A 24,345-nucleotide genomic window follows, 5' to 3' on the forward strand; every position below is an offset into this window, starting at 1 on the left:
TCAACGCCCCTTGAATGCCGGTGTGCGCTTGTTCATGAAGGCACTCACGCCTTCGCGGTAGTCCTCGCTGCGCCCGGCCAGGCGCTGCAGGTCGCGCTCCAGCTCCAGTTGCTCATCGAAACCGTTGTCGAAACTGGCGTTGAGGCTGCGCTTGATCAGGGCCAGGCCGTAAGTGGGCTGGGTGGCGAGCTGGCGGGCGAGGGTGAGGGCCTCGTCGCGCAGTGCGGCATCGTCCACCACGCGGTGGATCAGCCCCCATTGCTGGGCCTGTTCGGCGCCCAGGCGCTCGCCCAGCATGGCCAGGGCCTTGGCCCGTGCCATGCCTACCAGGCGCGGCAGCAGCCAGGTACCGCCGGAGTCGGGCACCAGGCCGATCTTGCAGAAGGCCTGGATGAAGCTGGCCGAGCGGGCGGCCAGCACCAGGTCGCAGGCCAGCGGGATGTTGGCACCGGCGCCGGCAGCCACGCCGTTGACCGCGCAGATCACCGGCAGCGGCAGGTCGCGCAGGGTGCGCACCAGCGGGTTGTAGAACGTGTCGATCGATTCGCCCAGGTCCGGCATCTCGGCGCCTGGCGCGACGTTGCGATCGGACAGGTCCTGGCCGGCGCAGAAACCACGGCCTTCGGCAGTCAGCAACAACACCCGCGCTTCGCTGCTCTGGCGCACTTGTTTGAGCGCTTTGCGCACTTCCAGGTGCATGGCGGTATTGAAGCTGTTCAGCTGTTCGGGGCGATTCAACGAAAGGAGGGCGACGCCGTCCTCGATGGAAAACAGGATGTGCTGGAAAGTCATGACAGACTCGCTCCGTCAGTCGAGGGAAAGATGATCAGCGGCCTTGGAAGCGGGCCTGGCGTTTTTCCTGGAAGGCACGAATGCCCTCGTCGCGGTCGGCAGTGCCGGCCAGCAAGGTGAAGGCATGGCGTTCGAAGCGCAGCCCGCTGGCCAGGTCGGTATCGCCGGCCTTGAGCAGCGCTTCCTTGGCCAGGCGCACCGCCAGCGGGGCCTTGGCGGCAATGCTGCGGGCGACGTGCAGGGCGCGCTCTACGGTGAGTTCCGGCTGGGTGATTTCGCTGACCAGGCCGGCCTGCAAGGCATGCCGGGCGCTGATGGCCTCGCCGGTCAGCACCATTTGCATGGCCAGCGGCTTGCCTACGGCCCGCAGCAGGCGCTGGGTGCCACCGGCGCCGGGGATAATGCCGAGGTTGATTTCCGGCTGGCCGAAACGAGCGTCGCTGCCGGCGATGACGATGTCGGCGCACATCACCAGTTCGCAGCCGCCACCCAAGGCGTAGCCATTGACGGCGGCGATCAGCGGCTTGGCGAAAGCGGCGATGCTTTGCCAGTGGGCCACACGGGGGTCGTTGAGGATGCCGACCAGGTCGCGCTCGGCCATCTCGCGGATATCGGCGCCTGCGGCGAATGCCTTGCGGCTGCCGGTGATGACCACCGCGCGGGTCTGCTCGTCTTGCCCGGCCGCTTCCAGTGCAGCGGCCAGCTCTGCCAGTAACTCGGTGCACAGGGCGTTGAGTGCCTCGGGCCGTTGCAGGGTAATGAGCTGGACGCCGTATTCAGACGCCTGCACATCGAGATATTGCGGCATGTCGGGTTCCTCTGGCTGCACGCACGGCACATCGTGGGGCCGGCATTTCTTGGAATTGTTTGCAGGGGCGTGATGCGGGATCACGTCCAGGTGGAACCAGTATATGCATCACGCGATACATCAATGCAACATTGAAAATTGTTTCATGTATCTCTTTTTGAGTTGATTGCGGTTTAGACAGATTGGCTTTTGCTTCAGATTAATCGCTTATTCATCTGCTTTTCAGCGAATTTCGGTGAATTTGCGCGAGTGCAATCACGCCAGCAAAAGCGATACACAAGCCTGGCAATTGACGCTCAATTACTTTGTGATACAAGATCGATGTGCATCTCAAATCATTTCAGGAGCTTTGCCATGCCTTGCTATCGACTGGACGGCCTGACGCCGGTGGTTCACCCGACAGCCTACGTGCACCCCAGTGCCGTGCTGATCGGTGATGTCATCGTCGGCCCTCGTTGCTACGTCGGCCCACTGGCATCGCTGCGGGGGGATTTCGGCCGTATCGTGCTGGAGGAGGGCGCCAACCTGCAGGACACCTGCGTGATGCATGGCTTCCCGGGTGGCGACACGGTGGTCGAACGCAACGGGCATGTCGGGCATGGTGCCGTGCTGCACGGCTGCCGGGTGGGCGAAGACGCCTTGATCGGCATGAACGCGGTGGTGATGGATGGCGCCCATGTGGCACCACGCTGCATCGTCGCAGCCACGGCATTCGTCAAGGCGGGCTTCGAATGTGCAGCGCAAAGCCTGGTGATGGGTTCGCCAGCCCAGGTCAAGCGCCCGCTGACCGAACAGGAACTGGCCTGGAAGCAGCGCGGCACGGCGGAGTACCAGCACCTGGCGCAACGCTGCATGAACAGCATGGTCGAATGCCCGCCATTGGCCGAGGTCGAGCCCGAGCGCCCACGCATGGAAGACACTGGCGTCAGGCCCAAAGGCCAGGCATCGGCATGAGCCTGGCTACCTCACGCAATGGCCAGGCGGCCCGCCGCGCAGGTATAGTCGGTGCTTTATCCGCGCACAGTTCGCCCATGAGCAATCTCGCCCCACTGAATCACCTGATCACCCGCTTCCAGGAACAGACGCCGATCCGCGCCAGTTCGCTGATCATCACCTTGTACGGCGATGCCATCGAGCCCCACGGCGGAACCGTCTGGCTGGGTAGCCTGATCAACCTGCTGGAGCCGATCGGCATCAACGAGCGCCTGATTCGCACGTCGATCTTCCGCCTTACCAAGGAAGGCTGGCTCACCGCCGAAAAGGTTGGCCGGCGCAGCTACTACAGCCTGACCGGTACGGGCCGCCGGCGGTTCGAGAAAGCCTTCAAACGGGTCTACAGCCCCAGCCAGCCTGCCTGGGACGGTGCCTGGACGCTGGTGTTGCTCTCGCAACTGGAGGCCGGCAAGCGCAAGGCTTTGCGTGAGGAGCTGGAGTGGCAGGGGTTTGGTGCCATGGCGCCGAACCTGCTGGGCTGCCCACGGGCAGACCGCGCCGACCTGGCCGCCACCTTGCGTGACCTGGAGGCCAGCGACGACAGCATCGTCTTTGAAACCCACACCCAGGAGGTGCTCGCCTCCAAGGCCATGCGCGCCCAGGTGCGGGAAAGCTGGCGTATCGACGAACTGGGGCAGCAGTACAGCGAGTTCATCCAGCTGTTCAGGCCGCTATGGCAAGGCTTGAAAGAGCAGCAACAGCTCGATGCCCAGGATTGCTTCCTGGCACGCACGCTGCTGATTCACGAATACCGCCGGCTGCTGCTGCGCGATCCGCAGCTGCCAGACGAGCTGCTGCCAGGGGATTGGGAGGGAAGGGCTGCGCGACAGTTGTGCCGTAACCTCTATCGCCTGGTGTTTGCCAAGGCAGAAGAATGGCTGAATACCGCGCTGGAGACGGCTGATGGGCCTTTACCTGATGTGAATGAAGGCTTCTACAAGCGTTTTGGCGGCCTTGTTTGAGGATTGGGTTCAGAGGCGGGCATTCATATGGCAGCCATAAAAGCATGAAAGCTCGCCAACAGGTCTAGACCAGTAGCACGCAGGTGTTCAAGCAAGCCCAGTTGATTATGCGGATCCAGGCGCAAGGGATCCGCAGGCAGGCTGCTGTCCAAAGACCGACCATGCCTGCCCGTCGCAGGTATTCTGGCGTTCTTTGCAGTCGCGTGGCTGATTGTTACGCGATGTTACCCATTACCCCAGTTCCGTTGCCGCAGCTCTGGCTGCAAAGTGCCTTTTTTGAGGGGTGAAGGCAGGGCATGGTGTTTGCATTACTCAGGCACCGAACCTCAACTGGACTAGACCATGCATTCTCCACTGCTCTGCTGCACCGTCCCGCCAGTTGCGGGCAACCTCGGCGTCCTGTCGGCTGCTGCCAGTGGGCTGGAGGGGTTCGTCACTGGCGTCGGAGGCGATATTGACCTGATACTGGGACGGGCCGGGGTCAATCCCGAAAGCCTGCGCCAACCCACGCTGAGCCTGCCGCTCACCAATTACTGCCAGGTGCTGGAAGAGGCGGCCCGCCAGTCGCACTGCGATAACTTCGGTTTGCACTACGGTCTGCAGTTTCAGCCCCAAGCCCTAGGGCTGCTGGGCTATGTCGGGTTGTTGTCCAATGTGCTGGAGGACGCCCTGCGCAATTTCGCGGCGGCGTTTCCTTACCACCAGCACGATACCTTGGTACGGCTGGTCGACTGCGGCGAGTGTTATCGCTTCGATTACCAGGTGCGGCACAGCGCCATTCTGGTGCGTCGACAGGATGCCGAACTGACCATGGGCATGGCGCTTAACCTGATACGCCACGTGCTGGGCAAGGACTGGGCGCCGTTCGCGGTCAGCTTCGAGCACGCTCGCCCACAGGACTGGCAAGTGCATCAGCAGGCGTTCGGCGCGCCTGTCTATTTTGGTCGCGGTTGCAACTCGATGCTCGTCCCCAAGGCTGACCTGAAAGATCAGCTGATGCCAGAGCGCGATGCCAATTTGCTGTTTCTGGTCCAGGACGTGCTCCAGCGCCTGGGCGCGCACGATCAGCGGCGCAACCTGCTGGATGAGGCGGACGCTCAGGTGCGCCTTGCCCTGAGCTGTGGAGAGCCTTGCCTGGAGAGGATCGCGCAGGCACTGGAGCTCAGTCCGGCCGGGCTGCAGCGCCACCTGCGCGAGGCAGGCTTGAGCTTCAGCCAGTTGGTCGAAAGGGTCCGCCGGGATCTGGCGGTGCACTACCTGCGACAGCCCAAACGGCCGGTGTCTGACCTGGCGGGTTTGCTCGGATACTCCGAGACCAGTGCGTTCTCCCGGGCTTTTCGCCGCTGGTTTGGCGTAAGCCCGCGGCAGTGGCGTAGCGAAGACTGCTGAACTGAAAATTGACTTTGCACGTTGAACACGCCCGTGCAGGGTCAAGTCTTGGTCTAGACCAGGCTATAAGATCAGGTTCGCAAGTTCCGGATACCTACCGGCAGGCGCCTTGATCGAGCAGAGCAGGGGTGCCAGGCCTACGTCGCGGTAATCAACAGAGGACAACAACATGTACAAGAGTCCTGAGAACGCCCGCCATGACTGGAAATCCCTTCGACACTGGCGCGTTCAGATATTCATCATCACGTGGCTGGCCTATGCCGCGTTCTATTTCACCCGCAAGGCCTTTTCGGTTGCCAAGCTGGGCATCGCCGAAGACCCCAGCTTTATGCTCGACAAAGCGGCCATGGCCAACCTCGACGCGCTGTATCTGGCCGCCTATGCCCTAGGCCAGTTCGCATGGGGTGTCTTCGCTGACCGTTACGGTACCCGCGTCGTCGTGCTTGGCGGGCTGGTGGTATCGGCCCTGGCCGCGCTGGCCATGGGCACCTTCGCGACGTTACCGATCTTCGCCAGCTGCATGGTGATTCAGGGGTTGGCGCAATCCACGGGCTGGTCCGGGCTGTGCAAGAACATCGGATGCTTCTTCGCTACCCGTGAACGCGGCCGCGTGCTGGGCTACTGGAGCACCTGCTACGCGTTCGGCGGCCTGGTCGCAACGCCGTTCGCCGGGTGGTGGGCGTACCAGATCTCCCATGATTGGCGCATGGCGTTCATCTCCTCGGCGGGCGTCGTGCTCGTGGTTGCCGTGCTGTTCTTCCTGCTGCAACGCAACCGCCCGCAGGATGTAGGGTTGCCCGCCGTCGAAGACGAGGCGCAGTCGGCCGGGCGCACCGACGTTCCACGGGAGAACTACTGGACGGCGCTGCGCAAGGTGCTCGCCAATCGTACGGTCCTGGTGCTGGGAATAGCGTATTTCCTGCTCAAGCCTGCTCGCTATGCAATCCTGATGTGGGGGCCGGTGATCGTCTACGAGCGCATGCCGAGTATCGGCAAAGTGGCTTCGGCCATTGTGCCGTCCGCGTTCGAAGTCGCGGGCCTGGTCGGCCCGATTCTGATCGGCATCGTCTCCGACAGACTGTTCGGCGCTCGGCGCATGCCGGCCTGCGTGATCAGCCTGCTGGCGCTGACCCTGTGGCTGATACTGTTCGTGCCGACAATGCAAAGCGGCAACATCTACCTGGTGGTCGGCTTGCTGTTCATGATGGGTGTCACGCTGTATGGCCCAGACTCGATGATCAGCGGCGCCGCCGCCATTGATTTCGGCACCAGCGAGTCCGCGGGCACCGCCACAGGCTTCGTCAACGGGTGCGGCTCGGTGGGTGCGATCCTCGGTGGGCTGCTGCCTGGCTACTTCGACACCCTCACTGTGTTCTTCGTCTTCACCGGCGCTGCGTTGCTCGCCAGTTTGCTGCTGGTGCCATTCTGGAACAGCCGCCCAGCAAGTCAGGCGACTGTCAGTGAATTCAAGACGACGTCTGGCAGTGTCGCGACATCCGCGCAAACCACTCGCTGATCCCATTGTCATTTCACCCGGCGATGGCTGAAAAGGCCGTCGCCCCTTGATTCCGTACCTTGGAGGTGGCCAATGGCCCTCGCACTGTTTGATCTGGACGACACCCTTATCGATGGCGACTGTGCCAGCCTGTGGAGCAGCCATATGGCCGCGCTCGGTTGGGTCGATGGGCCGAGCTTCATCGAGCGCGACCGCGAACTCATGGCGCTCTATGCGCAAGGCAAGTTGGCCATGGAGGCGTACATGACCTTCAGCCTCTCACCCCTGGTGGGCCGCACGATAGAGGAGGTGGCCGAGGCGGTGGCTCCCTTCGTGGAAGATGTCATCACCCCGCGCATCCATAAAGACGCTGTTGCCTGCCTGGCGCGACATCGCGAAGAGGGGGACCGCCTGCTGATCATTTCAGCGTCTGCGCACTTCCTGGTGAGCCGTATCGCCAAACAACTTGGCGTAGAAGAAGCGCTGGCGATTGACCTTGAACACCAGCAGGGCGCCTATACCGGCAATACCAGCGGGATATTGACCTACCGGGATGGCAAGGTGACGCGGCTTCACAGCTGGCTGCAAGAGCAGGGCGAGGGGTTGGACGGTGCCTACTTCTACTCGGATTCGCGCAATGACCTGCCGTTGCTTTCGCTGGTCGCCAAGCCGCATACAGTCAATCCTGATCCCGTGTTGCGGGCGCATGCTGACGCGGCGGGATGGCCGATTTTGCGGTGGCATTGAGAGCTGTGAAGGGGGTAGATAGGACAAGCAATTTATATAACTAAACAAAATGAATATTTAGTGTAGTTATTCATTGGAGTCATATTATAAGGGCAGGGTAGCTCATCTGTTGAACCAGGGGTAGCTCATGCGTGATCGCTAACCCCCACGTTTGCACGCTAGCGTTCAAGAATGAGCTACCTTCGGCCGCAGTCACCATCAAGGAGTACCATTCAATGACTCACTGTCCAGGCTGGATGCTTGAAAGCGCCCATAGCTAACTCAAGGCTGCTGAGCTTCTAGACGCCCAAAACCTCCCACATGTTGCCATGGCCAATGCAGCGATCGGTATGGAAATCCTGCTGAAATGCTTTATTTCGGCGCCAGATCAACACCAAGGGACATCCAGCGAAACCTACAAGCTCGACGTCGAAGCGCTCAAAGCGGCTCATCAGCACCTGCAGTCAATCGGTAAGATTCCACCAAAACAAAAGCATGACGCTCACGACTTGTTGACGTTGTTTCATGCCATGCCCGCAACCATTCGCCAAACCCTGGACAGCCAGGAAGGTTTATTCGAACGGTATCGGGAGGTGTTCATCAATAGCCGGTATCAGTACGAGCCGAGCAGCTGGAAATTTTCCGATCCAGTGCTGATGAGATTGTTGCGGTGGGCGTTGACCAGTGTGGTTGGCTGCTACAGGGAGCGAGGCTCGCAAGACCCGTTTGTGCTGCGTTACATCGCAGAGGTCCAAGCAAGAGCTGTAGCACAGTGATCGAGGCCAGGGACCTGGCTTCAAATCTGCCCACCCTCGGCCCCGGTAGCTTCATACGAAGATGCGCATAATGAGTATTATGTTAAATGGAGTGTTTGTAAGTGCCCGTCCTCCTAGACCTTTTCAGCAATCACCGGCATCGTTGTCAGCATTCACCGAACCCTTTCGCTCTCAGCCGCTTAGCAACGCTTATGAACCCAAGCTCTTAGGAGTCAATTCACCAATCGCCGACTAGAGCGCTGCTCGGACAGATCCGATTGCTCTGCTATCGACTTGGGAGCATCAGAGCCTCAGTCGCTTGTTGAAAGCCTTGCAGAGCGTAGCGGGCGTGCTTTAGATCCATATGCTCTGCGACGCCAACGGGACACCGTTGCGCTTCCTCCTCTCTGGCGGTCAAGCCAGTGACATCAGCTATACCCAGCCATTGCTGGACGAGGTCAGCATTCCATCGAGCCAACGTGGCCGCCCGCGCAAGCGCTGTAAATGGTTGCTTGCCGACAAGGGCTACGACGCCGAGGCACTTCGCCGCTACTGCGACCAATACCGAATGCAGACCGTCATCCCGCTGCGCTCAATGAAACGCAAACCCAAGCCCGGCTTACCCAGACTGTTTGATCGGCCCAAATACCGACAGCGCAATATCATCGAGCGCATGTTTGGCTGGCTGAAAGAGAACCGTCGCATCGTGACACGCTTCGACAAGCTCGCGAAAAGCTATGCCGCCATGGTCTCTCTGGCTTGTTCCATGCGGTGTTTGCGACATCTCTTTTCGTACAGAGCCTAGGAAACCAGGGGCGATTCAACGGCGTCACCAGCATCATCGAACGTCTGAGCTTGAATCCAAGCCTTGAAATCGAATCGCAACCTAGGGCCGCTCCTGAGGGCGCCTCCCAAACCCTCAAGTTGAGGGGCAACAGTCAGCTTCGCGAGCTAACTCCGATCTATAACCTTTCGGCAATCTCAATCAAATTCAGGTCAGGATCTCGGATGTAAACAGACCTAATGGGGCCTGTCGCACCAGTGCGGGCAACGGGGCCCTCGATGATTGGCCAGGAATGCTCGGTCAGGTGCCGGATAACCTCATCCAATCCAACGCTCGCAATGAAACAGAGATCCAGCGACCCGGGAACTGGAAGATGAGCCTTCGGCTCGATCTCATGGCCTCGAACGTGAACATTGATTTTTTGTACGCCAAAATGAAAAGCCAATCTGTTTTGGCCAAAGCAATCAGCACGCAGCCCCAGAATTCGCGTGTAGAAATCTTTGCAGGCTTCGACATCGATGGTGGTCAAAACAATGTGGTCGAGGTGATCGATCATGACGTCTCCCTTGAGGGATCAAAAAAACAATTGTGTGTCACTGTCCTATCTACTCAGCATGTGTAACGCCAAGGCTTGGTGCGCCCAATCACTAACGACGTCCGCACGCGGCTCGGCACCCTAGACCCCACTCAGCGCGTCTCGGTCAGATGGTGTCGAAGTGTGGTTGAGGTCAAACGAAGCAGAATCGCGCCCCACCAAGCCGAACCTCGGCTCGAATACCCGCCGCCTCGGAGGAAAAGCCAAGAACATGCACCGGTTGACGCTCTTCATCCGAAAGCGATGGATTGCTCGCATTAAAGGACTACGTTCGACTGCGATTTCTTGGCACCCGAAGATGCTGCGTACCTCTTCGCCTTCTGCCTACGTTGGTAGGCGGCGGTACCTAACTGATACGCAGTCACCAAAAACACCAATACAGAGGCGCAAAGCCAGCCAGTGGAGGCCATAGCTGTGAAGAATCCGGCGAAAATAGGGATTGGCCAGACTTTTATGACACCGAAGCTCAACCAAGGTGCAATGATGATGTACAGGATCGGCGTCCAGAACCCCCAGAAAAGAATAGGTAGCAGAGGCTCTGCCCAGGCCACTCCGCCACCAGGTAATAACTTTTTCTTTTTTGCCATGTTCGCTCCTGCTTCTGATTTGGGCGTAAAACACGCCATTCCGTTGAGTATTTGAGATGATCGGATGCCGTTGTCAGGTCACAGCCCATGAGGGTAGTTGGAATTAACCCTATAGGTAGCTGGCACCATCGGGCATCGCTCGCTACCCTGACCTCCCCGTCGCCTGACGGTTTCCAGGTCAAATCCCATTCCCCCAGACGAGCATGTCATGAAATCCCCCACAGGTTTGCTGCTGTCGGCTATCGAACTGGACCGTGCCAGTGCCATACCCCTGTACCGCCAGCTGTATCTGCAGATTCGCAAACAGATACTCAACGGCAGAATTCAGGGGGGCGTGCGCCTGCCGTCGACCCGGACCTTGAGCATTGAGTTGGGGCTGTCGCGGATCACCATTCTCAACGCTTTCGATCAGTTGATTGCCGAAGGTTTCCTGGCCTCGCGCACGGGTGCAGGTACGTATGTCGGTACTGAGTGGGAAAGCCGGAGCATCGAGGACGAGCAGCCGCGCCAGCCACCTCGCCTGTCCGAACTGAGCCAGTCGATGCTGTCGCTGCGCAGCGATCACTTTCGCGGGGTGTCGTATGCCGACTGGGATCCGGCGACGCCAACCTCCTTCCTGCCTAGTCAAAGCACCTATGAAGAATTTCCGCAGGCCATCTGGCGGCGCCTGATGAACCGCCATTTGCTCAAGCCAACCAAGGCGATTCTGGGTTATGGCGAGCTACAAGGCTTGCAGGCGTTTCGCACCGCGATTGCCGAATACGTCTTCGATGCGCGAGGTATCGACTGCGATGCCGGGCAAGTGGTGATCGTTTCCGGCGCGCAGCAAGCGTTCAACCTGCTGGCCATGCTGCTGCTCAATCCGCAGGACAGTGCCTGGATGGAAGACCCTGGGCACATCGCCGCGCGGATTGCGTTGCAAGCCCAGGGGGCTCGGATAGTTCCGTTGCGGGTTGATGAACAGGGGATCGATGTGCAGCAAGGCCTTGCCGAGTGCCCTGATGCGCGCCTGGTATTTTGTACACCTTCGCGTCAGCATCCTTTGGGTGTCACCCTGAGTTATGAGCGGCGCCAGGCACTCATCGCCTGGGCTACGCAGCATCAGAGCTGGATCATCGAGGACGATTGCGACAGCGAGTTCCGCTACAGTGGTCGACTGCTCCCGGCACTGTATGCCTTGGACCAGATGGCCCGGGTGATCTACGTCGGCACGTTCAGCAAAGTACTCTTTCCGTCACTGCGGCTGGGTTACGTGATCCTGCCGCAGGCTCTGGTCGAGCCCTTTTGCACCCTGCGTGCGGTCATGGACCGCAGCCCGCCCACACTGCTTCAGGCCACAACGGCGGACTTCATGCGCGAAGGCCACTTCCTGGGGCACATCCGCCGCATGCGTGCACTGTACAAGGCGCGCCAGCAGGCATTGATCGAACAACTTGAAGAGCAGATCGGCAGCTTTTTCAGGATCACTCCGACCGATGCTGGCATGCACCTGATCGCCTGGCTGCCCCCCGAACTCAGTGACACGGACGTCGCCCGGCAGTTGGCCCAACACAACATTCATACCTATGCCTTGAGCGACTACCGCATCAAGCACGACCTGCCGCCTGCCCTGTTGATCGGCTTTGCCGGCACGCCAGAAAAGCAGGCCCGGCAGCGTGTCGAGGAGCTGGCCCAAGCCTTGCGCACGCTGGGTTACCTCCCGCCGACCACTTGATGCGAGGCAAGTGGCCTTATCAATTAATTGATAATGGATCTATCGAGCGTTCCTGACTGGCGCGATAAAGGCTGCGCCGGTAGACCCGGTGTCTGAACCAGGAACGACGCTAATGAACAATAAGATCCAGGAACGATTCAACGCCTTGCTCAGCCATAAGGTGGTCGAACACAAGGCGGCTCCAGTGCTGACCGAGGCACTGGCCCAGCGGTTGCTTGAGCGTCTCGGGCAATTGCGCCTGTTTGCCCACGCCTACCCGCTACTGACCAACCTCACCCACGGTCGTGTCACCCCCGCCGACCTGCTGGACTTCGCCTATCGCCACGAGCTGCAAGGTCTGAGTCTGCACTTGCTCGACGGCGAGGAAAACAGCCTGAGCCAGATGTCGCCAGAGCAGCTCCAGGCGTTTGCCAGCAAGGCCAACGCGCTGGGGCTGGATGTGCACCTGGAAATCAGCAGCACGCTGAAAAAGGATGTCGACCAAGTGATCGCCATCGCCAAGGCCCTGGGGGTACGCAACATCCGTGTCTACTCACGTTACGAGGGCACGCTGTCGCGGGTCATGGACGTGATCGAGACCGACCTGCACTACCTCGCACAACAGGCCGACGCCAACGATCTGTACTTTGACTTCGAGCAGCATGAAGAACTCAAGAGCAGCGAAATCGCGCAACTGCTCAACCGCCTCAACCACCCTCGCCTGCATGCCCTGTTCGACTTCGGCAACATGATCAATGCCTGCGAACAGCCCCTGCAGGCCCTGCACAACCTGGCGCCGCACATCCGCCAGGTTCACCTCAAGGGCGTGCGCATCGTCCCCGAACAAAACGGCTTCGGCCATTACGGCGTATTGCAAGGCAGCGACGAAGACGATCTGCCCAGCGCCCGCATGCTGTTCGAACTGTTGATGCTGGGCGAAGCAACCCCACAGGTGATCGCGTTCATTCTTGAGCAGGAAAACCACTACGTGGCCCCGGCCTTCCGTCAGCGTCTTGAAGCCGCCGATCCATTCATTGCTTACCGGGAGATGAGCGAAACGCCGCTCCCGAAAGGCTACTCGCTCGAGCGCATGCTGGCCGACGAACACCGCTGGGCAAACAATCAGGTGGCCTATGTCCGACGCGTGCTGGGCGAACTGCGCACCTTGGCTGAACTGACCCTGGCCACCCCTTCCAACGCCTGAACCTGACGACCTGATTACGCCCGGAGAACAATAATGACAACTCAAAACAAGGCCAAATGGCTCAGATTCCTGATCCTCATCCTCGGTGGCGGCACCATTTACAAGTTGGCGAACCTCAAGGACGCCTTCTATGTCCCCATGCAGGAATTCATGGGCCTTAACCACACTGAAATCGGCATGCTGTTGAGTGCCAACGCGATCATCGCGACTGCACTGTTTGTGGTCGGCGGCCTGCTCGCCGATCGCTACGACACGCGCAAACTGATCCCCCTCGGCCTGATCGGGACCGGAAGCCTTGGGTTGTACCTGGCAACCTTTCCGCCCTTCAGCAGCCTGCTGATCGTGTTCAGTCTGCTGGCCGTCTGTGCCGACTGCCTGTTCTGGCCATCGCTGCTCAAAGCCATCCGTAATCTGGGTGACGATCAGGAGCAAGGCCGGTTGTTCGGCCTGCTGGAAGGCGGGCGTGGCGTGGTTGATACGCTGGTGGCCTTTTCCGCACTGGGCGTGTTCGTCGCCATGGGCTCAGGGGAAACCGGCCTGAAGTCGGCGATCCTGTTCTACTCGGTCATCGACATTCTGGCGGGCACCCTGACCTGGCTCCTGCTCAAGGGGGGTAACGCGCAATCGGCCGCCAGGCCGAAAAACGGTCTGGCAAACCTGATGGAAGCGATCAAGGTACCCGGCATCTGGTTGGTCAGTCTCAACGTGTTCATGGTCTACATCGTCTACTGCGGCCTGACCTATTTCATTCCCTACCTCAAGGAAATGTACGGGTTGCCCGTGGCGTTGGTAGGCGCCTACGGCATCATCAACCAATACTTCCTGAAAATCCTCGGCGGGCCTGCCGGCGGTTTCATTGCCGACAAGCAGTTCAAGAGCACCAGCCGTTACCTGAAGTGGGCATTTCTGGCGCTATTGCCGCTGATGGCCGTGATCATGCTGATTCCTAAAAGCCCGGGCTTCATCTATGCGGGGATGGCGGCCACCCTCTCCTTCGCCCTGATTGTGTTCTCGATGCGCGGCGTGTTCTGGGCGCCCATGGGCGAAGTCGGCATTCCCCAGCACATCACCGGTTCGGCCTTCGGCATCGGTTGCCTGATCGGCTATGCACCCGGCATGTTTGCCTATGTCATCTATGGCGCGATCCTCGACCACTTCCCTGGTCAACAGGGCTACAACTATGTGTTCATCCTGATGAGCGTACTGGCCATTGCAGGCTTCATGGTGTCCAGCCTTCTCTATCAAGCGGTGCGCAAAAAATCTATGCCCACTGCTGGGGGCAGCGCGGTACAAGCCTGATCAATGAACCGGAGCGCCTAGAACTCCACCTTGCCCCGCCCCGCCTTGACGGTGCTGCGCCTGGCTTTGCCTTCAAGGCGGCGGGTCTTCGAGCCGAGAGTCGGCTTGGTGGGGCGGCGTTTCTTCTCGGTCTTGCCGGCGGCGATGATCAACTCGGCAAGACGCGCCAGTGCGTCAGCGCGGTTCTGCTCCTGTGTGCGGTATTGTTGTGCCTTGATGATCAACACGCCGTCGCCGGTGATGCGACTGTCACGCAGCGCCAACAGCCGCTCCTTGTAAAACTCGGGCAGCGACGAGGCGGGAATGTCGAAGCGCAGGTGCACGGCGCTGGACACCTTGTTGACATTCTGCCCACCTGCGCCTTGCGCGCGGATGTATGTCAGTTCGATGTCGGCATCTGGCAGGTGCACGTTATTAGAGATGGTCAGCATGGCATGGCCCTTGTGATTCCCCTCCATTATCACAGCCTTCGCTGCTCGCCCACAGAACAAAATAAGGTTGGCCTCAACCACACTGATCGAGGCCCCCCACTCCGCCATTGCCGGTAGCCTCGACATCTGCCGCCTTCCTCAAGCCTTTTGCATAAATGCAACTATGCTAGGTCTGCTACCCGAACGGACCGAGCAGATCGAGCCTTCCGTCCATACGTCATGGCAAAACAATGGTAATGGGATTGATCCGCTTGTGTTGAATTGGCCATTGCAGCATCTCAAGGCAGGTCTGCCGGAGGTCCAAAGTTGCGAATCGCTTTTCTGGTGAACCGGGACGTTGAGAGCAATCTCACTCTCAATTACCTGTTACCCGAGATTCACGAGAGCACGGTGGGAATATTCCTCTCGGAGAGAGTGGGATCGGGCAAGAAGGTGCCACGCATGCTCGGACAACTGGCATTGATCGAGCAGGACTTCTTCAATGCCTTGCCCCCTGGGTTAATCAGATCGAGCGACCAGGTCAGCAGCGGGCTTCGATTCGGTTTTGCAGACCTGCAGCAACGCTTTGGGGTTCCTGTACAGGTATTGCCCAGCTTGAGGGATCCTGCGGGCCTGCAAATGCTGCAGGATGCGGGAGCGGATCTGTTCATCTCAATCCGCTTTGGTCAAATCCTGAAGAATGAAGCGTTGGCAATTCCGTCACGCGGCGTCCTCAATCTTCACTCTGGCCTCTTGCCTCAGTATCGAGGTGTTCTCGCGACCTTCCGGGCGCTGCTGAACGGCGCCTCGGAGATCGGCTGTACCCTCCACTGGATTGACAGTCCCGGCATCGATGTTGGTCGCATCATCGAGACTGCCCGGGTGGCAGTCGACAAGGAGCACTCCTTGCTGTGGCACATCCTTTCACTGTATCAACCAGGCGCGCGTCTCATCATGAACGCAATCAGGCGCCTGGAGCGCAACGAGCCTATGCCGGGGACGTTTCAAGATCCATCTGCCGGGGCCTACTACTCCTTTCCCAGCGAGGATGACCTGATGCAGTTCACGACACTGGGGTGGCGGCTCTTCGATCGCGAGGACGTTTGGGAGCTTTTCGAATCGTACGGATTTCCGTTGCGGATAAATACTCTTTAAGAGCTGAACGGCGGCTGGAATTGCGCCTTTCGGTAGCGTCAGCTACCGCTGCTTTTAGACTTTGACTTCAAATAACTACGTAGGCTGCCCTTCTCGCTTGGCCAATGCTGGGAGCAAAACAAGGAGCTATTGACCGAAGCCGTTTTGAAGAGCGATCACCCTGCCCTTCAATTCGAGCCTGGTCAGGTCTTCGACATCCTGCTCTTCATGCCGCGGGTGGAATAAACTCTGCGCATCATACCCAGCTCGGCATAGCTGTTGCTCATTCTTTTGACATCTAAACGCACCCATACAAGGCAAGTGCCGGGAGCGCTGTAAATTGCTTAAAATACTTTGTTGTCCATTTAGCTCTCTCTTGATTTCTTCAGAAAGAAAGCGGAAATCAACAAGGTCAGTGTAAACATCTCTAGACTCGTAGAGATGCTATATTTCTTGTGCTTAGTCATTCTCTCCTTTGTCATCTCGCCGGAGATAACTGTACTCCCGCCAACATAAAGCTCAACCAATTTGTTATTTTCCATGAACGGCAAGATCTTCTGTTTGTACCAGAACGCCGTTGCTTCTTTGTTTGTAAGCTCAGAGCTAGCTTCATCGGACAGGCATTTGGTGTAACCTTTGAAGCTAGATGCGCAAGTAAGCATTAGTTTGCCCTGTTCGCTGGAGATGACTGTATAAGTATTTTTGCCGATTCTTTTAGTAGAGAAAGTGCCTTTTGACCTGGTAAGGTTGTCAGGGATCTGATTAAGCATTCCATAGGTGAATGGCAAGAATGATAGGCAGACAAACAAAATCGGGACCTGCAGCGCAAGGGACTTAAACTCTTCCTTGCTTGAGCCTTTTTTTGATGCGCCGTTAATCATTGGCTATCTCTCTCTAAGGCTTTGTTCAATGTATTCTTTGAGTGGACTGGTAAAGTTCTCGATAATTTTTCTTGTGTGTGCGTACCTCTATGCGCACTGCTACCCTAGTTTTGATCTCGACTTCCTGCCCTAGGCGCACAGATCCGATACTCTTGCTCTCCAGCGTGGCCGCGTGCTGTCAACCTGCGCCACCAACAGTTCGCTGGTTAGTCGCTTGACATCCGCAGCAGTGATCTGTGAATCCAGTTTTAGTCCTTGCCCTATCACGACATCTCATCTGTGAAGCGACGCTTTCAGTTAAGGTGTGGGATATTTAGATGTCAAGGTGATATTACCGGGTGGCGGGAAATTGGGATTGTTTTATCGTCTCTAATGTACCGCTCATCCCCTTCGGCGTTCTGCGCGGAAATCTCCACAACCGCGCAGAAGCGTTAGTGGGAAGGAAAATCGTATGTCCTATCAACTGTGGTCAGTTCGGAAACCATTCGTTGGTCAGCATGACTGCAATCGATTCATGCTTAAGACAACTCTTTATTCCTTCATGCCAGTCGCTGATGTATGCAGCCCCATCACATCAGGCAATAGAGTTCCGTGACCTGCGCCACAATCTCTCCCTTCGCATCATAGAGCCTCGCCTCTGGTGTCATGGCCATGGAGCGGGCCTCGAGTACATAGCGCTGCCCTGCCTTGAAATGCGCGTAGTCGATGGTCAGGTAGCATTGCCTCACCGTGCTGCCCCCCATCAGGCTGATGCCGCCGCCACCATTGACTTCGTAGTCGAACCTGACGACCAATTCATGGCTGCCGGGGCTGACCTCGAAGAAGCGACCGTCGCGCAGGCGTTGTTTATCCAGGCGTTCGGCCATCAGCACACGGTCATTCGGGAATGGCATCGAAAGATCGACCCAGGCCATCTGTGGGTTGGCAGTGGGCATCGGCGCCTGGCAACCCGCAAATGCAGCGATCGCGAACAACAGTGTCAGCTTGCGCATGGTAGTTCCCCAAAGGCTCCCGGGCTCACTATTCAGGATAACGCCGACAAGTGCTGATGTGTGCATGAAGGGACGACCGAAGCCCCTCATTCCGCTTCATGCTCATGCTTGGTTCACGCAGCCCCTTCTCGTATGATCGTTGCAATCTGATTTGGAACGGATTTCGTGAAGTCGTTACCTGGAAATGTCCCAACTGCCCCCGCTGCCCCCAAGGACGTGAAATGGAACGCGAGTGAGGCTGCCAACCAGCTCTCATGGGACGACCTGCGGATCATCAAAACGCTCAGTGAGTGTGGCAATCGCGCTGCCACGGCCAAGAAGCTCGGCATCAACGTGTCCACCGTCTCCCGCAGGGTCTCCCAGGTTGAAAAGACACTTGGCGTAGCCTTGTTCGATCACCGCAAATCAGGCTACCTGCTCACCATCGAGGGCGCGGAATTACGTGCACTCGCCGAGCGCGTGGAGCTGGACATCGTCAGCGTGACACGGCGTGTCTCGCGTGCCGGCCAGGGGCCACTCGGCAAGCTTCGTATCACCACCAGCGACTCACTGCTTCTCTACTTCCTCACCCCCATCATCGCGGACTTCAAGGCCCTCAATGAAGGCATCACGATTGAGGTGCTGGTGGGCAACGAATCACTGAGCCTTGCACGAGACGAGTCGGATATTGCGGTTCGAGCGACCAGGAAACCCGCCGAAAGCCTGGTAGGTCGCAAACTGGCCACAATCGCCTGGGCTCCCTACGGTAGTAGCCACCATGTAACGCCTGCTCCTCTGTTCACTGAAGGCCAGGCCTGGGTTTCCTATTCCGCAGCGCTACGCGGGCTCAAGGCAACCAGCTATGTCGAAAACAGGGTCGCTGCCGAGTGCATCTCGTACCGTACCGACTCGGTTGCGGCGGCGAGTGCTGCAATCGCGGCAGGCCTGGGGGTGGGTTTTTTACCCTGCATGTTGGGTGATATCACGCCTGGGCTTGAACGGGTCGGCCCGGTGGTACCGGAGCTGCAGGATGAGCTGTGGCTGCTGACGCACCAGGACATCCGCAAATCGTGGCGGGTCAAGGCATTCATGACGTTCTGTGCAGCGGCCGTTGCCAACCAGAAGCCGTTGATCGAGGGCCAATTGGTACTCCCGGTCACGTAGCGCGAAACCGGGAGTGCAGGTCACTCAGCGCGCGAGCCAAGTACCGCTTTGCAGGCGATTTCGATCAGCTGTGGGCGCTGGGCAAGCCTCGAGACGCCGATGATGTTACTGGCGCATTGAGGCCGTTCTGTACCGTAAGCGGCCTTGCGCACCGTGCCGACCACGGCAAAGGCCGCGTCCATGTCCAGTACGTAGAGCGTCTCCTCCACGACATCTTCAAGCGTCGCTCCGTACAGCGCGAGCAGCTTGGCGATATTGTCGTAGCAGGTGCGCATCTGGTCCCCCATCGAAGAGAAATCACAGGGCCTGCCGTCACGATCCAAGGGGGCCGGCGCGACCAGGTTCCCTTCTTCGTCATGATTGAACTGGCCCGATACGTAGATCTCGTTCCCTACCCGCCGTGCCTGCGTATACCCGTAAGCCTTCTCCCACGGAACGCCCCAATAGGCGGTTTGTTTGTTGAGTGGTTGTGAAGCTGCCATCGCTTTCTCCTGGCGCAAACCGGATCAGGTAGATCCGCGTTTGCGTGCGAATCCTAGCAGCAGGATGAACGAGCGCATGGCGCATTAATGCGCTTCTGAAAGCGCAGAAGTGCGCCACCGCTTCGCACTGCGATTCGCTAATCTTTGCTCGGACTCAAGCAACGGGCATCACTGAGGACGTCATCCAGTGCCTCAGCACAGTCTGCAGAAGGCAGGCGCCGTGACTTGTGCGATGACCATCATCCAGCTGACAGGGAACCAAAATGAACAATCCAAAAACTGAAGTCCTGACCCCGTTCAACAGCCAACTGATCTTCATCGATCAGCAGCCACAGATGGCCTTCGGCGTTCAGAGCATTGATCGCCAGACGCTGAAAAACAACACCGTAGGCCTGGCCAAGGCGGCCAGGATCTTCAATGTGCCCACCATCATCACGACGGTCGAGACTGAAAGCTTCTCTGGGCACACCTACCCCGAGCTGCTCGCCGTCTTCCCCGACGCTCCGCTGCTGGAGCGAACCTCCATGAACTCCTGGGATGACCAGAAGGTGCGAGACGCGCTGAAGAAAAACGGTCGCAACAAGGTCATCGTATCCGGCCTGTGGACGGAGGTGTGCAACACCACCTTCGCGCTGTCGGCGATGAACGATGCCGGCTATGAAATCTACATGGTTGCTGACGCCTCCGGTGGCACCACCAAGGAAGCCCACGACTACGCCATGCAGCGCATGATCCAGGCAGGCGTAATTCCGGTGACCTGGCAGCAAGTGCTGCTGGAGTGGCAGCGCGACTGGAAAAACCGCGATACCTACGATGCCGTCATGGAGCTGGTGAAAGAACACTCCGGCGCCTACGGCATGGGTGTCGACTATGCCTACACCATGGTGCACAAAGCACCCGAGCGCGTTCAGCACGGCCCAACCCTGGCCCCGGTTGCTGCCACTGTCTGACCATTGCCAGCCCCTGCCTCCAGGGGCTGTTCATTGACCCGCTGATGGGTATGCCGGCTGGCTGAGCCAGGCCATCGAATCGAGCGTTTATCGTCTGTAGCCCGCGCCGAGGCTGCAGTGGCCTGCTCTGCCCACTCGAAACGTGCGTGCCCACTTCATTGATGAATGGATTTGTATGAACAGTGATCACTGCACTGTGCTGGCGACTGTCGCACTGAAAACAACCGGGCTCCTCAAGCCCTGGCAGGTCACGACTGCCAAGCGGTTGATGCTGGAGAACCTGGACACCGGCATAACGGTTACGGAACTCGCCCAAGCCTGCTCGCTGTCGCGTAGCCATTTCACACGAATGTTCAGGGATACCCTGCAGGTGCCCCCGCAACAGTGGATGCGTGAACAACGGTTGCGCAAAAGCAAGGAACTACTGGGGAGCTCGGGAATGATGCTCGCCGAAATCGCACTGGAGTGCGGCTTCTGCGATCAGTCCCACTTTTGTCGCACATTCGTGAAGGCCGAGGGGATGTCGCCGCAGGCCTGGCAGCGACAAGCGTCCATTCAAACTGAGCCTTTGCACATTTAGGGAGCACATTTGTACTCTATCGATACCGCCCTACCCTCATGGTCAAGGCAGTCGCTACCAAGAGCATCATTCCACTGGCGATGAAGGTCGCCTGGTACCCAACACCGTCATAAAGCACCCCACCCGAAGTCGCACCTACCGTTATCGCCAGCTGTATCACCGCGACCATCAGGCCTCCCCCGGCCTCGGCGTCCTCGGGCAGCATCCTGGCTAGCCAGGTGAACCAACCCACTGGCGCACAAGTGGCAATCAAGCCCCAGCCACCAAGCAGCACCGCCGTCGGGACAATCCATGAACCAGTCGAAATCACAGCGAATGCGACGACGGCCATCAGCAGGGGAATACCTGGCAGCACTCTGAACAGATGCCGGCTTACGAGCGAACCAACCATCATCGTTCCCACCAGTCCCGCCACACCAATGATCAGCAGCAGCAGCGACAGCGTGGGCACGTCCACGTGTGTCACGGTTTCCAGGAACGGGCGAAGGTAGGTAAACAGCGTGAACTGCCCCATGAAGAGGAATGCGACTGCAGCCATGCCAAGCGCAACCTTGCTGTCTCCCAGCAAACGCAGGGGGCCGGTCACCGAAACCGTACCGCGCTCGCCAGGCATTGCCGGCAGCGTGAAGGCTTGCCAGATCAACGCAATTGCAGCCAAAGGTACGACACAGAGGAATGCCCCTCTCCAGCCGATCAGGCCGCCCAGGTAACTGCCGACCGGGGCCGCGATTGCCGTGGCCAGCGCAGTACCGCCCTGCATCACGGCAATGGCTTTGGGAACGAGGGCTTCAGGCGCTATACGCATCATCACTGCGGTGGACATCGACCAATAGCCACCAATGGCGATCCCAAGCACGGCCCGCCCCATCATCAAGGTCATGTAATTCGGGGCAAACGCCACCATTGCGCCGGAAACCAGCATTAACGCCGTGGTGCCCAACAGGACGGGCTTTCGATCAGTCCCCTGCGTCAGGGTGGACAGCAACAAACTGGTGACTACGGCGAAGAAGCCCGAGATCGAAATGGCTTGACCGGCCTCGCCTTCAGTAAGCGACAAATCAGTGGCAAGTGGCGTAAGCAAGCTCACCGGCAGAAATTCGGACGCCACCAGGGCAAAGGCACAGAGTGACATCGCCAGGACGGCGCCCCAGACCTGTCTGCTTGAATGTTGAAGAGGTATCGCTGAGCTGGTCATGGTGGTTCTCGTGGCGCAAGTTACAGAAAAGCAGATGCCCAAGCCGAGCCTGCCGGGCTGAAAGCAGGGGTTACTTGAGGTTTTCGCGGAAGAAAGCGGTCAGCTTGCCAAAGGGAATCAATTCGACGCGATCATAGAGGTCGACATGACCGGCGCCAGGCACGATCACCAGCGCCTTGGGTTCGCCGGCAAGGCGATACGCCTCTTCGCTGAACTCACGCGAGTGCGCGTTCTCTCCTGCAATGAATAGCATCGGGCGTGGCGAAATCGTCTCGATATCATTGAACGGGTAGAAGTTCATGAACCTGACGTTGCTGGTCAGGGTTGGGTGCGTTGTCAGCAGTGGCGGCAGGCCCTTGGGAGTGAACTCACCCCGAGGTGTACGGTAAAAATCGTAGAACTCCCGCTCGATGGCGTTGGAATGCTCGGTCAGCCGATCAACCGTGCCGCTGGTGTACCTGGTATCCCCGCCGGCAAACTCCACATCCCGCTGTGCAGCCGCTTCGGCTATAGCCTGTTTGCGCTGCTCCAGCGTTACACCATGCTTGAGTCCATTGCGATTGGCGGCGCCCATGTCATACATGCTGACCGTGGCAATGGCTTTCATTCGAGGGTCGATCTTGGCTGCGCTGATAGCGAAACTGCCGCTGCCGCAAATGCCCAGCACACCGATACGGTTGCGATCGACGAAGGCTTGGGCACCGAGATAGTCGACCGCCGCACTGAAGTCTTCCGCGTAGATGTCCGGCGATACCAGGTTGCGCGGACGCCCCTCGCTTTCGCCCCAGAACGACAAGTCGATAGCCAGGGTGACGAACCCCTGCTCTGCCAGTTTCTGGGCGTAGAGATTCGAGCTTTGTTCCTTCACCGCCCCCATCGGGTGGCCGACGATAATGGCGGGATAACGGGTATTGCGGTTCAGGTTCTTGGGAACGAACAGGTTTCCGACCGTGTTCAACTGAAACTGGTTCTTGAAGGAAACGCGTTCGAGTGATACCTGCTCACTCTTGTAGAAATTGTTGGCCCCATGGGACATATCGGCGGCTCCCGCAGTGAATGAACTGGCCATCAGGGCAAACGCAACGAACAAAGACTTCATGCACATTTTCCTGTCTGCTCGAAATGGAAGTGGTGCGAGGGGCAGTCGCTGCAAAGCACTCTGGCCACCTCGCCTGCCGCCCATCTTCCGCGGTTAAAACGGCGTATCAGTAGATCAAACGAGTGGTTTTCTTGCCTGAATCTCCAGACCATGCCGCCCGGGCATGGACACCTGAACGGACGCGCGAGTAGTGTTTTCCACAAGATGATCGGAGGCTTCCTATGTCCGCCACCACACAACCGCCCTTGCTCACGCACCCGATGGCCACGCTATACAAGGTCATCGGCGCCCACGCGCCAACGGCTGGCGATTTCGCGACACGCATCGCAGACCTCAGCGTCTACCGGCGTAACACACCAGCCCCACCGATCACCTGCATCGTCGAGCCGAGCATCGTGCTGGTTGTGCAGGGTGCCAAGGAAATGGTCATCGGCAGCGACGTGTTCCCCTATGACACGACCCGCTTCCTGGTCACCTCGCTGAACATCCCTGCCCATTCGGCAGTGACGATGGCCAGCGAAGGTGCACCGTGCCTGGGCCTGGTGTTCAAGCTCGACCTGCGCACACTGGCAGAGTTGATCGCGCAAGATGGCCGTCTTACGGTGAGCGGTGAGTCTGTGCACACAAGCGCCGGCGTCGGTGTGCTGGGCCCGAAGCTGCTGGAGAGCTTCAGCCGACTGATCGAGCTTTTGGAGGAACCTGATGCGATACCCGTGCTCTGGCCCCTGATTCAGCGAGAAATCCACTATCGGTTGCTGCTGAGCGACCAGGCCCCCCTGCTCCGGTCCATCGCCTCCATCGGTAGCAAGGGGCATCGAATCGCCAAGGCCATCGACTGGCTGAAGCTGAACTACGCCGCGCCGCTGCGGGTAGATGAGTTGGCCTCTCGGGTGCAGATGGGGCTCTCGACCTTCCATCAGCACTTCCGCCAGCTCACCGCGATGAGCCCGCTGCAGTATCAGAAATGGTTGAGGTTGAACGAGGCAAAACGGCTGATGCTCAATGAACACCTGGACGCCGCCACTGCAGCCTTCAAGGTTGGCTATGAAAGCCCCTCGCAGTTCAGTCGCGAATATGGGCGACAATTCGGCACGCCACCAAAGCGCGATATCTCGGAATTACGCCAGGGCGCAGAAAGAATCGAACAGGACGCCCGCCTTCCCATTGCAAAGAGCGGCACGCTTCGTGTGCCCCCATCAATAACGTGAAATCAGCTGATCATGCCCAGCTCGGCATCATCCATCAGCACCATGTCTTCGAGGGACTGGATTTGGGGAGGATCGGGGATTCATCTTACGCTTACGTATTGACGACCAGGAAAAACCTATAGCAATATGCCACGAGTGAAGTAAGATCAGTTTGCGTTTTCCAGTAAGAATTTTGACCTTAGGGATGAG

General features: G+C 58.6%; 24 protein-coding genes and 1 pseudogene. 15 read left to right on the forward strand and 10 right to left on the reverse strand.

Annotated elements, in window-relative coordinates:
* Window positions 1-792 (reverse strand): 2-(1,2-epoxy-1,2-dihydrophenyl)acetyl-CoA isomerase PaaG, encoded by a 792-nt coding sequence (gene paaG / locus J5M71_RS10390; RefSeq protein WP_207832009.1) that lies wholly within the window; start codon window positions 790-792, stop codon window positions 1-3.
* A gap of 34 nt (window positions 793-826) precedes the next feature.
* Window positions 827-1,600 carry a 2,3-dehydroadipyl-CoA hydratase PaaF gene (gene paaF, locus J5M71_RS10395; protein ID WP_207832012.1) on the reverse strand — a complete coding sequence of 258 codons (774 nt, stop codon included), beginning with the start codon at window positions 1,598-1,600 and terminating at the stop codon, window positions 827-829.
* Window positions 1,601-1,954: 354 nt separating this feature from the next.
* On the opposite strand from paaF, the gene paaY reads away from it, so the two are divergent.
* The 7 genes and pseudogenes from paaY to J5M71_RS10430 form a co-directional block, all read left to right on the forward strand.
* Complete coding sequence (gene paaY, locus J5M71_RS10400) at window positions 1,955-2,554, forward strand: phenylacetic acid degradation protein PaaY (RefSeq protein WP_207832014.1); 600 nt, start codon at window positions 1,955-1,957, stop codon at window positions 2,552-2,554.
* A 77-nt stretch (window positions 2,555-2,631) separates the two neighbouring features.
* Window positions 2,632-3,555, forward strand: coding sequence for a phenylacetic acid degradation operon negative regulatory protein PaaX (paaX, locus tag J5M71_RS10405; RefSeq protein ID WP_207832016.1), 924 nt, complete (start codon window positions 2,632-2,634; stop codon window positions 3,553-3,555).
* A 342-nt stretch (window positions 3,556-3,897) separates the two neighbouring features.
* On the forward strand, window positions 3,898-4,944 hold the full coding sequence (locus J5M71_RS10410; RefSeq protein ID WP_063914655.1) for an AraC family transcriptional regulator: 1,047 nt from the start codon (window positions 3,898-3,900) through the stop codon (window positions 4,942-4,944).
* 169 nt (window positions 4,945-5,113) lie between these two features.
* Window positions 5,114-6,460, forward strand: a complete 1,347-nt coding sequence (locus J5M71_RS10415) for an MFS transporter (RefSeq protein WP_207832018.1) — start codon at window positions 5,114-5,116, stop codon at window positions 6,458-6,460.
* A 72-nt stretch (window positions 6,461-6,532) separates the two neighbouring features.
* Window positions 6,533-7,186, forward strand: a complete 654-nt coding sequence (locus J5M71_RS10420; RefSeq protein ID WP_207832020.1) for an HAD family hydrolase — start codon at window positions 6,533-6,535, stop codon at window positions 7,184-7,186.
* Between the two features lie 329 nt (window positions 7,187-7,515).
* Complete coding sequence (locus J5M71_RS10425; RefSeq protein ID WP_233687813.1) at window positions 7,516-7,941, forward strand: hypothetical protein; 426 nt, start codon at window positions 7,516-7,518, stop codon at window positions 7,939-7,941.
* Window positions 7,942-8,278: 337 nt separating this feature from the next.
* Window positions 8,279-8,725: pseudogene (locus J5M71_RS10430) on the forward strand (IS5 family transposase); the annotation flags it as partial.
* A 157-nt stretch (window positions 8,726-8,882) separates the two neighbouring features.
* On the opposite strand, the gene J5M71_RS10435 reads toward J5M71_RS10430, so the two are convergent.
* Together J5M71_RS10435 and J5M71_RS10440 are read right to left on the reverse strand one after the other, a co-directional pair.
* Window positions 8,883-9,260 carry a VOC family protein gene (locus tag J5M71_RS10435; RefSeq protein WP_207832021.1) on the reverse strand — a complete coding sequence of 126 codons (378 nt, stop codon included), beginning with the start codon at window positions 9,258-9,260 and terminating at the stop codon, window positions 8,883-8,885.
* A 296-nt stretch (window positions 9,261-9,556) separates the two neighbouring features.
* The gene (locus J5M71_RS10440) at window positions 9,557-9,886 is read right to left on the reverse strand and encodes a hypothetical protein (protein WP_207832023.1); all 330 of its coding nucleotides are present in this window, start codon (window positions 9,884-9,886) and stop codon (window positions 9,557-9,559) included.
* 208 nt (window positions 9,887-10,094) lie between these two features.
* On the opposite strand from J5M71_RS10440, the gene J5M71_RS10445 reads away from it, so the two are divergent.
* The 3 genes from J5M71_RS10445 to J5M71_RS10455 all read left to right on the forward strand — a co-directional run bounded on the left by J5M71_RS10445 (window position 10,095) and on the right by J5M71_RS10455 (window position 14,082).
* Window positions 10,095-11,600 carry a PLP-dependent aminotransferase family protein gene (locus J5M71_RS10445; RefSeq protein ID WP_207832026.1) on the forward strand — a complete coding sequence of 502 codons (1,506 nt, stop codon included), beginning with the start codon at window positions 10,095-10,097 and terminating at the stop codon, window positions 11,598-11,600.
* A gap of 112 nt (window positions 11,601-11,712) precedes the next feature.
* Window positions 11,713-12,783, forward strand: coding sequence for a TIM barrel protein (locus J5M71_RS10450; protein ID WP_207832028.1), 1,071 nt, complete (start codon window positions 11,713-11,715; stop codon window positions 12,781-12,783).
* A 33-nt stretch (window positions 12,784-12,816) separates the two neighbouring features.
* On the forward strand, window positions 12,817-14,082 hold the full coding sequence (locus tag J5M71_RS10455) for an MFS transporter (RefSeq protein ID WP_207832030.1): 1,266 nt from the start codon (window positions 12,817-12,819) through the stop codon (window positions 14,080-14,082).
* Window positions 14,083-14,099: 17 nt separating this feature from the next.
* On the opposite strand, the gene arfB is transcribed toward J5M71_RS10455, so the two are convergent.
* Entirely contained in the window at window positions 14,100-14,513 is a 414-nt protein-coding gene (gene arfB / locus J5M71_RS10460; RefSeq protein ID WP_063914882.1) for an alternative ribosome rescue aminoacyl-tRNA hydrolase ArfB, read from the reverse strand.
* Window positions 14,514-14,954: 441 nt separating this feature from the next.
* Between arfB and J5M71_RS10465 the strand changes: the two genes are divergently transcribed.
* The gene (locus tag J5M71_RS10465; RefSeq protein ID WP_233687828.1) at window positions 14,955-15,647 is read left to right on the forward strand and encodes a formyl transferase; all 693 of its coding nucleotides are present in this window, start codon (window positions 14,955-14,957) and stop codon (window positions 15,645-15,647) included.
* Between the two features lie 344 nt (window positions 15,648-15,991).
* Here J5M71_RS10465 and J5M71_RS10470 read toward each other — a convergent pair whose 3' ends face one another.
* A complete protein-coding gene (locus tag J5M71_RS10470) occupies window positions 15,992-16,507 on the reverse strand; it encodes a hypothetical protein (RefSeq protein ID WP_207832034.1) in 516 nt (171 codons plus the stop codon).
* A 569-nt stretch (window positions 16,508-17,076) separates the two neighbouring features.
* A complete protein-coding gene (locus J5M71_RS10475; protein WP_207832036.1) occupies window positions 17,077-17,499 on the reverse strand; it encodes a hypothetical protein in 423 nt (140 codons plus the stop codon).
* Between the two features lie 216 nt (window positions 17,500-17,715).
* Between J5M71_RS10475 and J5M71_RS10480 the strand changes: the two genes are divergently transcribed.
* Window positions 17,716-18,642, forward strand: coding sequence for a LysR family transcriptional regulator (locus J5M71_RS10480; RefSeq protein ID WP_207832122.1), 927 nt, complete (start codon window positions 17,716-17,718; stop codon window positions 18,640-18,642).
* A gap of 20 nt (window positions 18,643-18,662) precedes the next feature.
* Here J5M71_RS10480 and J5M71_RS10485 read toward each other — a convergent pair whose 3' ends face one another.
* Window positions 18,663-19,124: a Rid family hydrolase gene (locus J5M71_RS10485; RefSeq protein ID WP_207832038.1), complete on the reverse strand. Its 462-nt coding sequence runs from the start codon at window positions 19,122-19,124 to the stop codon at window positions 18,663-18,665.
* A 263-nt stretch (window positions 19,125-19,387) separates the two neighbouring features.
* Between J5M71_RS10485 and J5M71_RS10490 the strand changes: the two genes are divergently transcribed.
* Together J5M71_RS10490 and J5M71_RS10495 are read left to right on the forward strand one after the other, a co-directional pair.
* Entirely contained in the window at window positions 19,388-20,074 is a 687-nt protein-coding gene (locus tag J5M71_RS10490; protein WP_063914701.1) for a hydrolase, read from the forward strand.
* A gap of 175 nt (window positions 20,075-20,249) precedes the next feature.
* Entirely contained in the window at window positions 20,250-20,654 is a 405-nt protein-coding gene (locus J5M71_RS10495) for an AraC family transcriptional regulator (RefSeq protein WP_207832040.1), read from the forward strand.
* 16 nt (window positions 20,655-20,670) lie between these two features.
* Here J5M71_RS10495 and J5M71_RS10500 read toward each other — a convergent pair whose 3' ends face one another.
* Together J5M71_RS10500 and J5M71_RS10505 are read right to left on the reverse strand one after the other, a co-directional pair.
* On the reverse strand, window positions 20,671-21,849 hold the full coding sequence (locus J5M71_RS10500; RefSeq protein ID WP_207832042.1) for an MFS transporter: 1,179 nt from the start codon (window positions 21,847-21,849) through the stop codon (window positions 20,671-20,673).
* A 70-nt stretch (window positions 21,850-21,919) separates the two neighbouring features.
* Window positions 21,920-22,948 (reverse strand): alpha/beta hydrolase, encoded by a 1,029-nt coding sequence (locus J5M71_RS10505; protein WP_207832124.1) that lies wholly within the window; start codon window positions 22,946-22,948, stop codon window positions 21,920-21,922.
* A gap of 221 nt (window positions 22,949-23,169) precedes the next feature.
* Here J5M71_RS10505 and J5M71_RS10510 point away from each other — a divergent pair, with 221 nt between their 5' ends.
* Complete coding sequence (locus tag J5M71_RS10510) at window positions 23,170-24,156, forward strand: AraC family transcriptional regulator (RefSeq protein ID WP_243434155.1); 987 nt, start codon at window positions 23,170-23,172, stop codon at window positions 24,154-24,156.
* Window positions 24,157-24,345 lie beyond the last annotated feature (189 nt).

Origin of the sequence: Pseudomonas sp. 43(2021), assembly GCF_017490805.1 — a bacterium.
Taxonomy (GTDB): Bacteria; Pseudomonadota; Gammaproteobacteria; order Pseudomonadales; family Pseudomonadaceae; genus Aquipseudomonas.

What these genes read in the sequence shown, in the direction of transcription:
- J5M71_RS10425 (WP_233687813.1), top strand. Translation starts at nt 7,516, where the DNA reads ATGGAAATCCTGCTGAAATGCTTTATTTCGGCGCCAGATCAACACCAA.
- J5M71_RS10485 (WP_207832038.1), bottom strand. Translation starts at nt 19,124, where the DNA reads ATGGCAGCTTCACAACCACTCAACAAACAAACCGCCTATTGGGGCGTT.
- J5M71_RS10445 (WP_207832026.1), top strand. Translation starts at nt 10,095, where the DNA reads ATGAAATCCCCCACAGGTTTGCTGCTGTCGGCTATCGAACTGGACCGT.
- J5M71_RS10450 (WP_207832028.1), top strand. Translation starts at nt 11,713, where the DNA reads ATGAACAATAAGATCCAGGAACGATTCAACGCCTTGCTCAGCCATAAG.
- J5M71_RS10500 (WP_207832042.1), bottom strand. Translation starts at nt 21,849, where the DNA reads ATGACCAGCTCAGCGATACCTCTTCAACATTCAAGCAGACAGGTCTGG.
- paaX (WP_207832016.1), top strand. Translation starts at nt 2,632, where the DNA reads ATGAGCAATCTCGCCCCACTGAATCACCTGATCACCCGCTTCCAGGAA.
- arfB (WP_063914882.1), bottom strand. Translation starts at nt 14,513, where the DNA reads ATGCTGACCATCTCTAATAACGTGCACCTGCCAGATGCCGACATCGAA.
- J5M71_RS10435 (WP_207832021.1), bottom strand. Translation starts at nt 9,260, where the DNA reads ATGATCGATCACCTCGACCACATTGTTTTGACCACCATCGATGTCGAA.
- J5M71_RS10415 (WP_207832018.1), top strand. Translation starts at nt 5,114, where the DNA reads ATGTACAAGAGTCCTGAGAACGCCCGCCATGACTGGAAATCCCTTCGA.
- paaY (WP_207832014.1), top strand. Translation starts at nt 1,955, where the DNA reads ATGCCTTGCTATCGACTGGACGGCCTGACGCCGGTGGTTCACCCGACA.
- J5M71_RS10465 (WP_233687828.1), top strand. Translation starts at nt 14,955, where the DNA reads ATGCTCGGACAACTGGCATTGATCGAGCAGGACTTCTTCAATGCCTTG.
- J5M71_RS10495 (WP_207832040.1), top strand. Translation starts at nt 20,250, where the DNA reads ATGAACAGTGATCACTGCACTGTGCTGGCGACTGTCGCACTGAAAACA.
- J5M71_RS10510 (WP_243434155.1), top strand. Translation starts at nt 23,170, where the DNA reads ATGTCCGCCACCACACAACCGCCCTTGCTCACGCACCCGATGGCCACG.
- J5M71_RS10440 (WP_207832023.1), bottom strand. Translation starts at nt 9,886, where the DNA reads ATGGCAAAAAAGAAAAAGTTATTACCTGGTGGCGGAGTGGCCTGGGCA.
- J5M71_RS10455 (WP_207832030.1), top strand. Translation starts at nt 12,817, where the DNA reads ATGACAACTCAAAACAAGGCCAAATGGCTCAGATTCCTGATCCTCATC.
- paaG (WP_207832009.1), bottom strand. Translation starts at nt 792, where the DNA reads ATGACTTTCCAGCACATCCTGTTTTCCATCGAGGACGGCGTCGCCCTC.
- J5M71_RS10505 (WP_207832124.1), bottom strand. Translation starts at nt 22,948, where the DNA reads ATGAAGTCTTTGTTCGTTGCGTTTGCCCTGATGGCCAGTTCATTCACT.
- J5M71_RS10490 (WP_063914701.1), top strand. Translation starts at nt 19,388, where the DNA reads ATGAACAATCCAAAAACTGAAGTCCTGACCCCGTTCAACAGCCAACTG.
- J5M71_RS10475 (WP_207832036.1), bottom strand. Translation starts at nt 17,499, where the DNA reads ATGCGCAAGCTGACACTGTTGTTCGCGATCGCTGCATTTGCGGGTTGC.
- J5M71_RS10410 (WP_063914655.1), top strand. Translation starts at nt 3,898, where the DNA reads ATGCATTCTCCACTGCTCTGCTGCACCGTCCCGCCAGTTGCGGGCAAC.
- J5M71_RS10470 (WP_207832034.1), bottom strand. Translation starts at nt 16,507, where the DNA reads ATGATTAACGGCGCATCAAAAAAAGGCTCAAGCAAGGAAGAGTTTAAG.
- paaF (WP_207832012.1), bottom strand. Translation starts at nt 1,600, where the DNA reads ATGCCGCAATATCTCGATGTGCAGGCGTCTGAATACGGCGTCCAGCTC.
- J5M71_RS10420 (WP_207832020.1), top strand. Translation starts at nt 6,533, where the DNA reads ATGGCCCTCGCACTGTTTGATCTGGACGACACCCTTATCGATGGCGAC.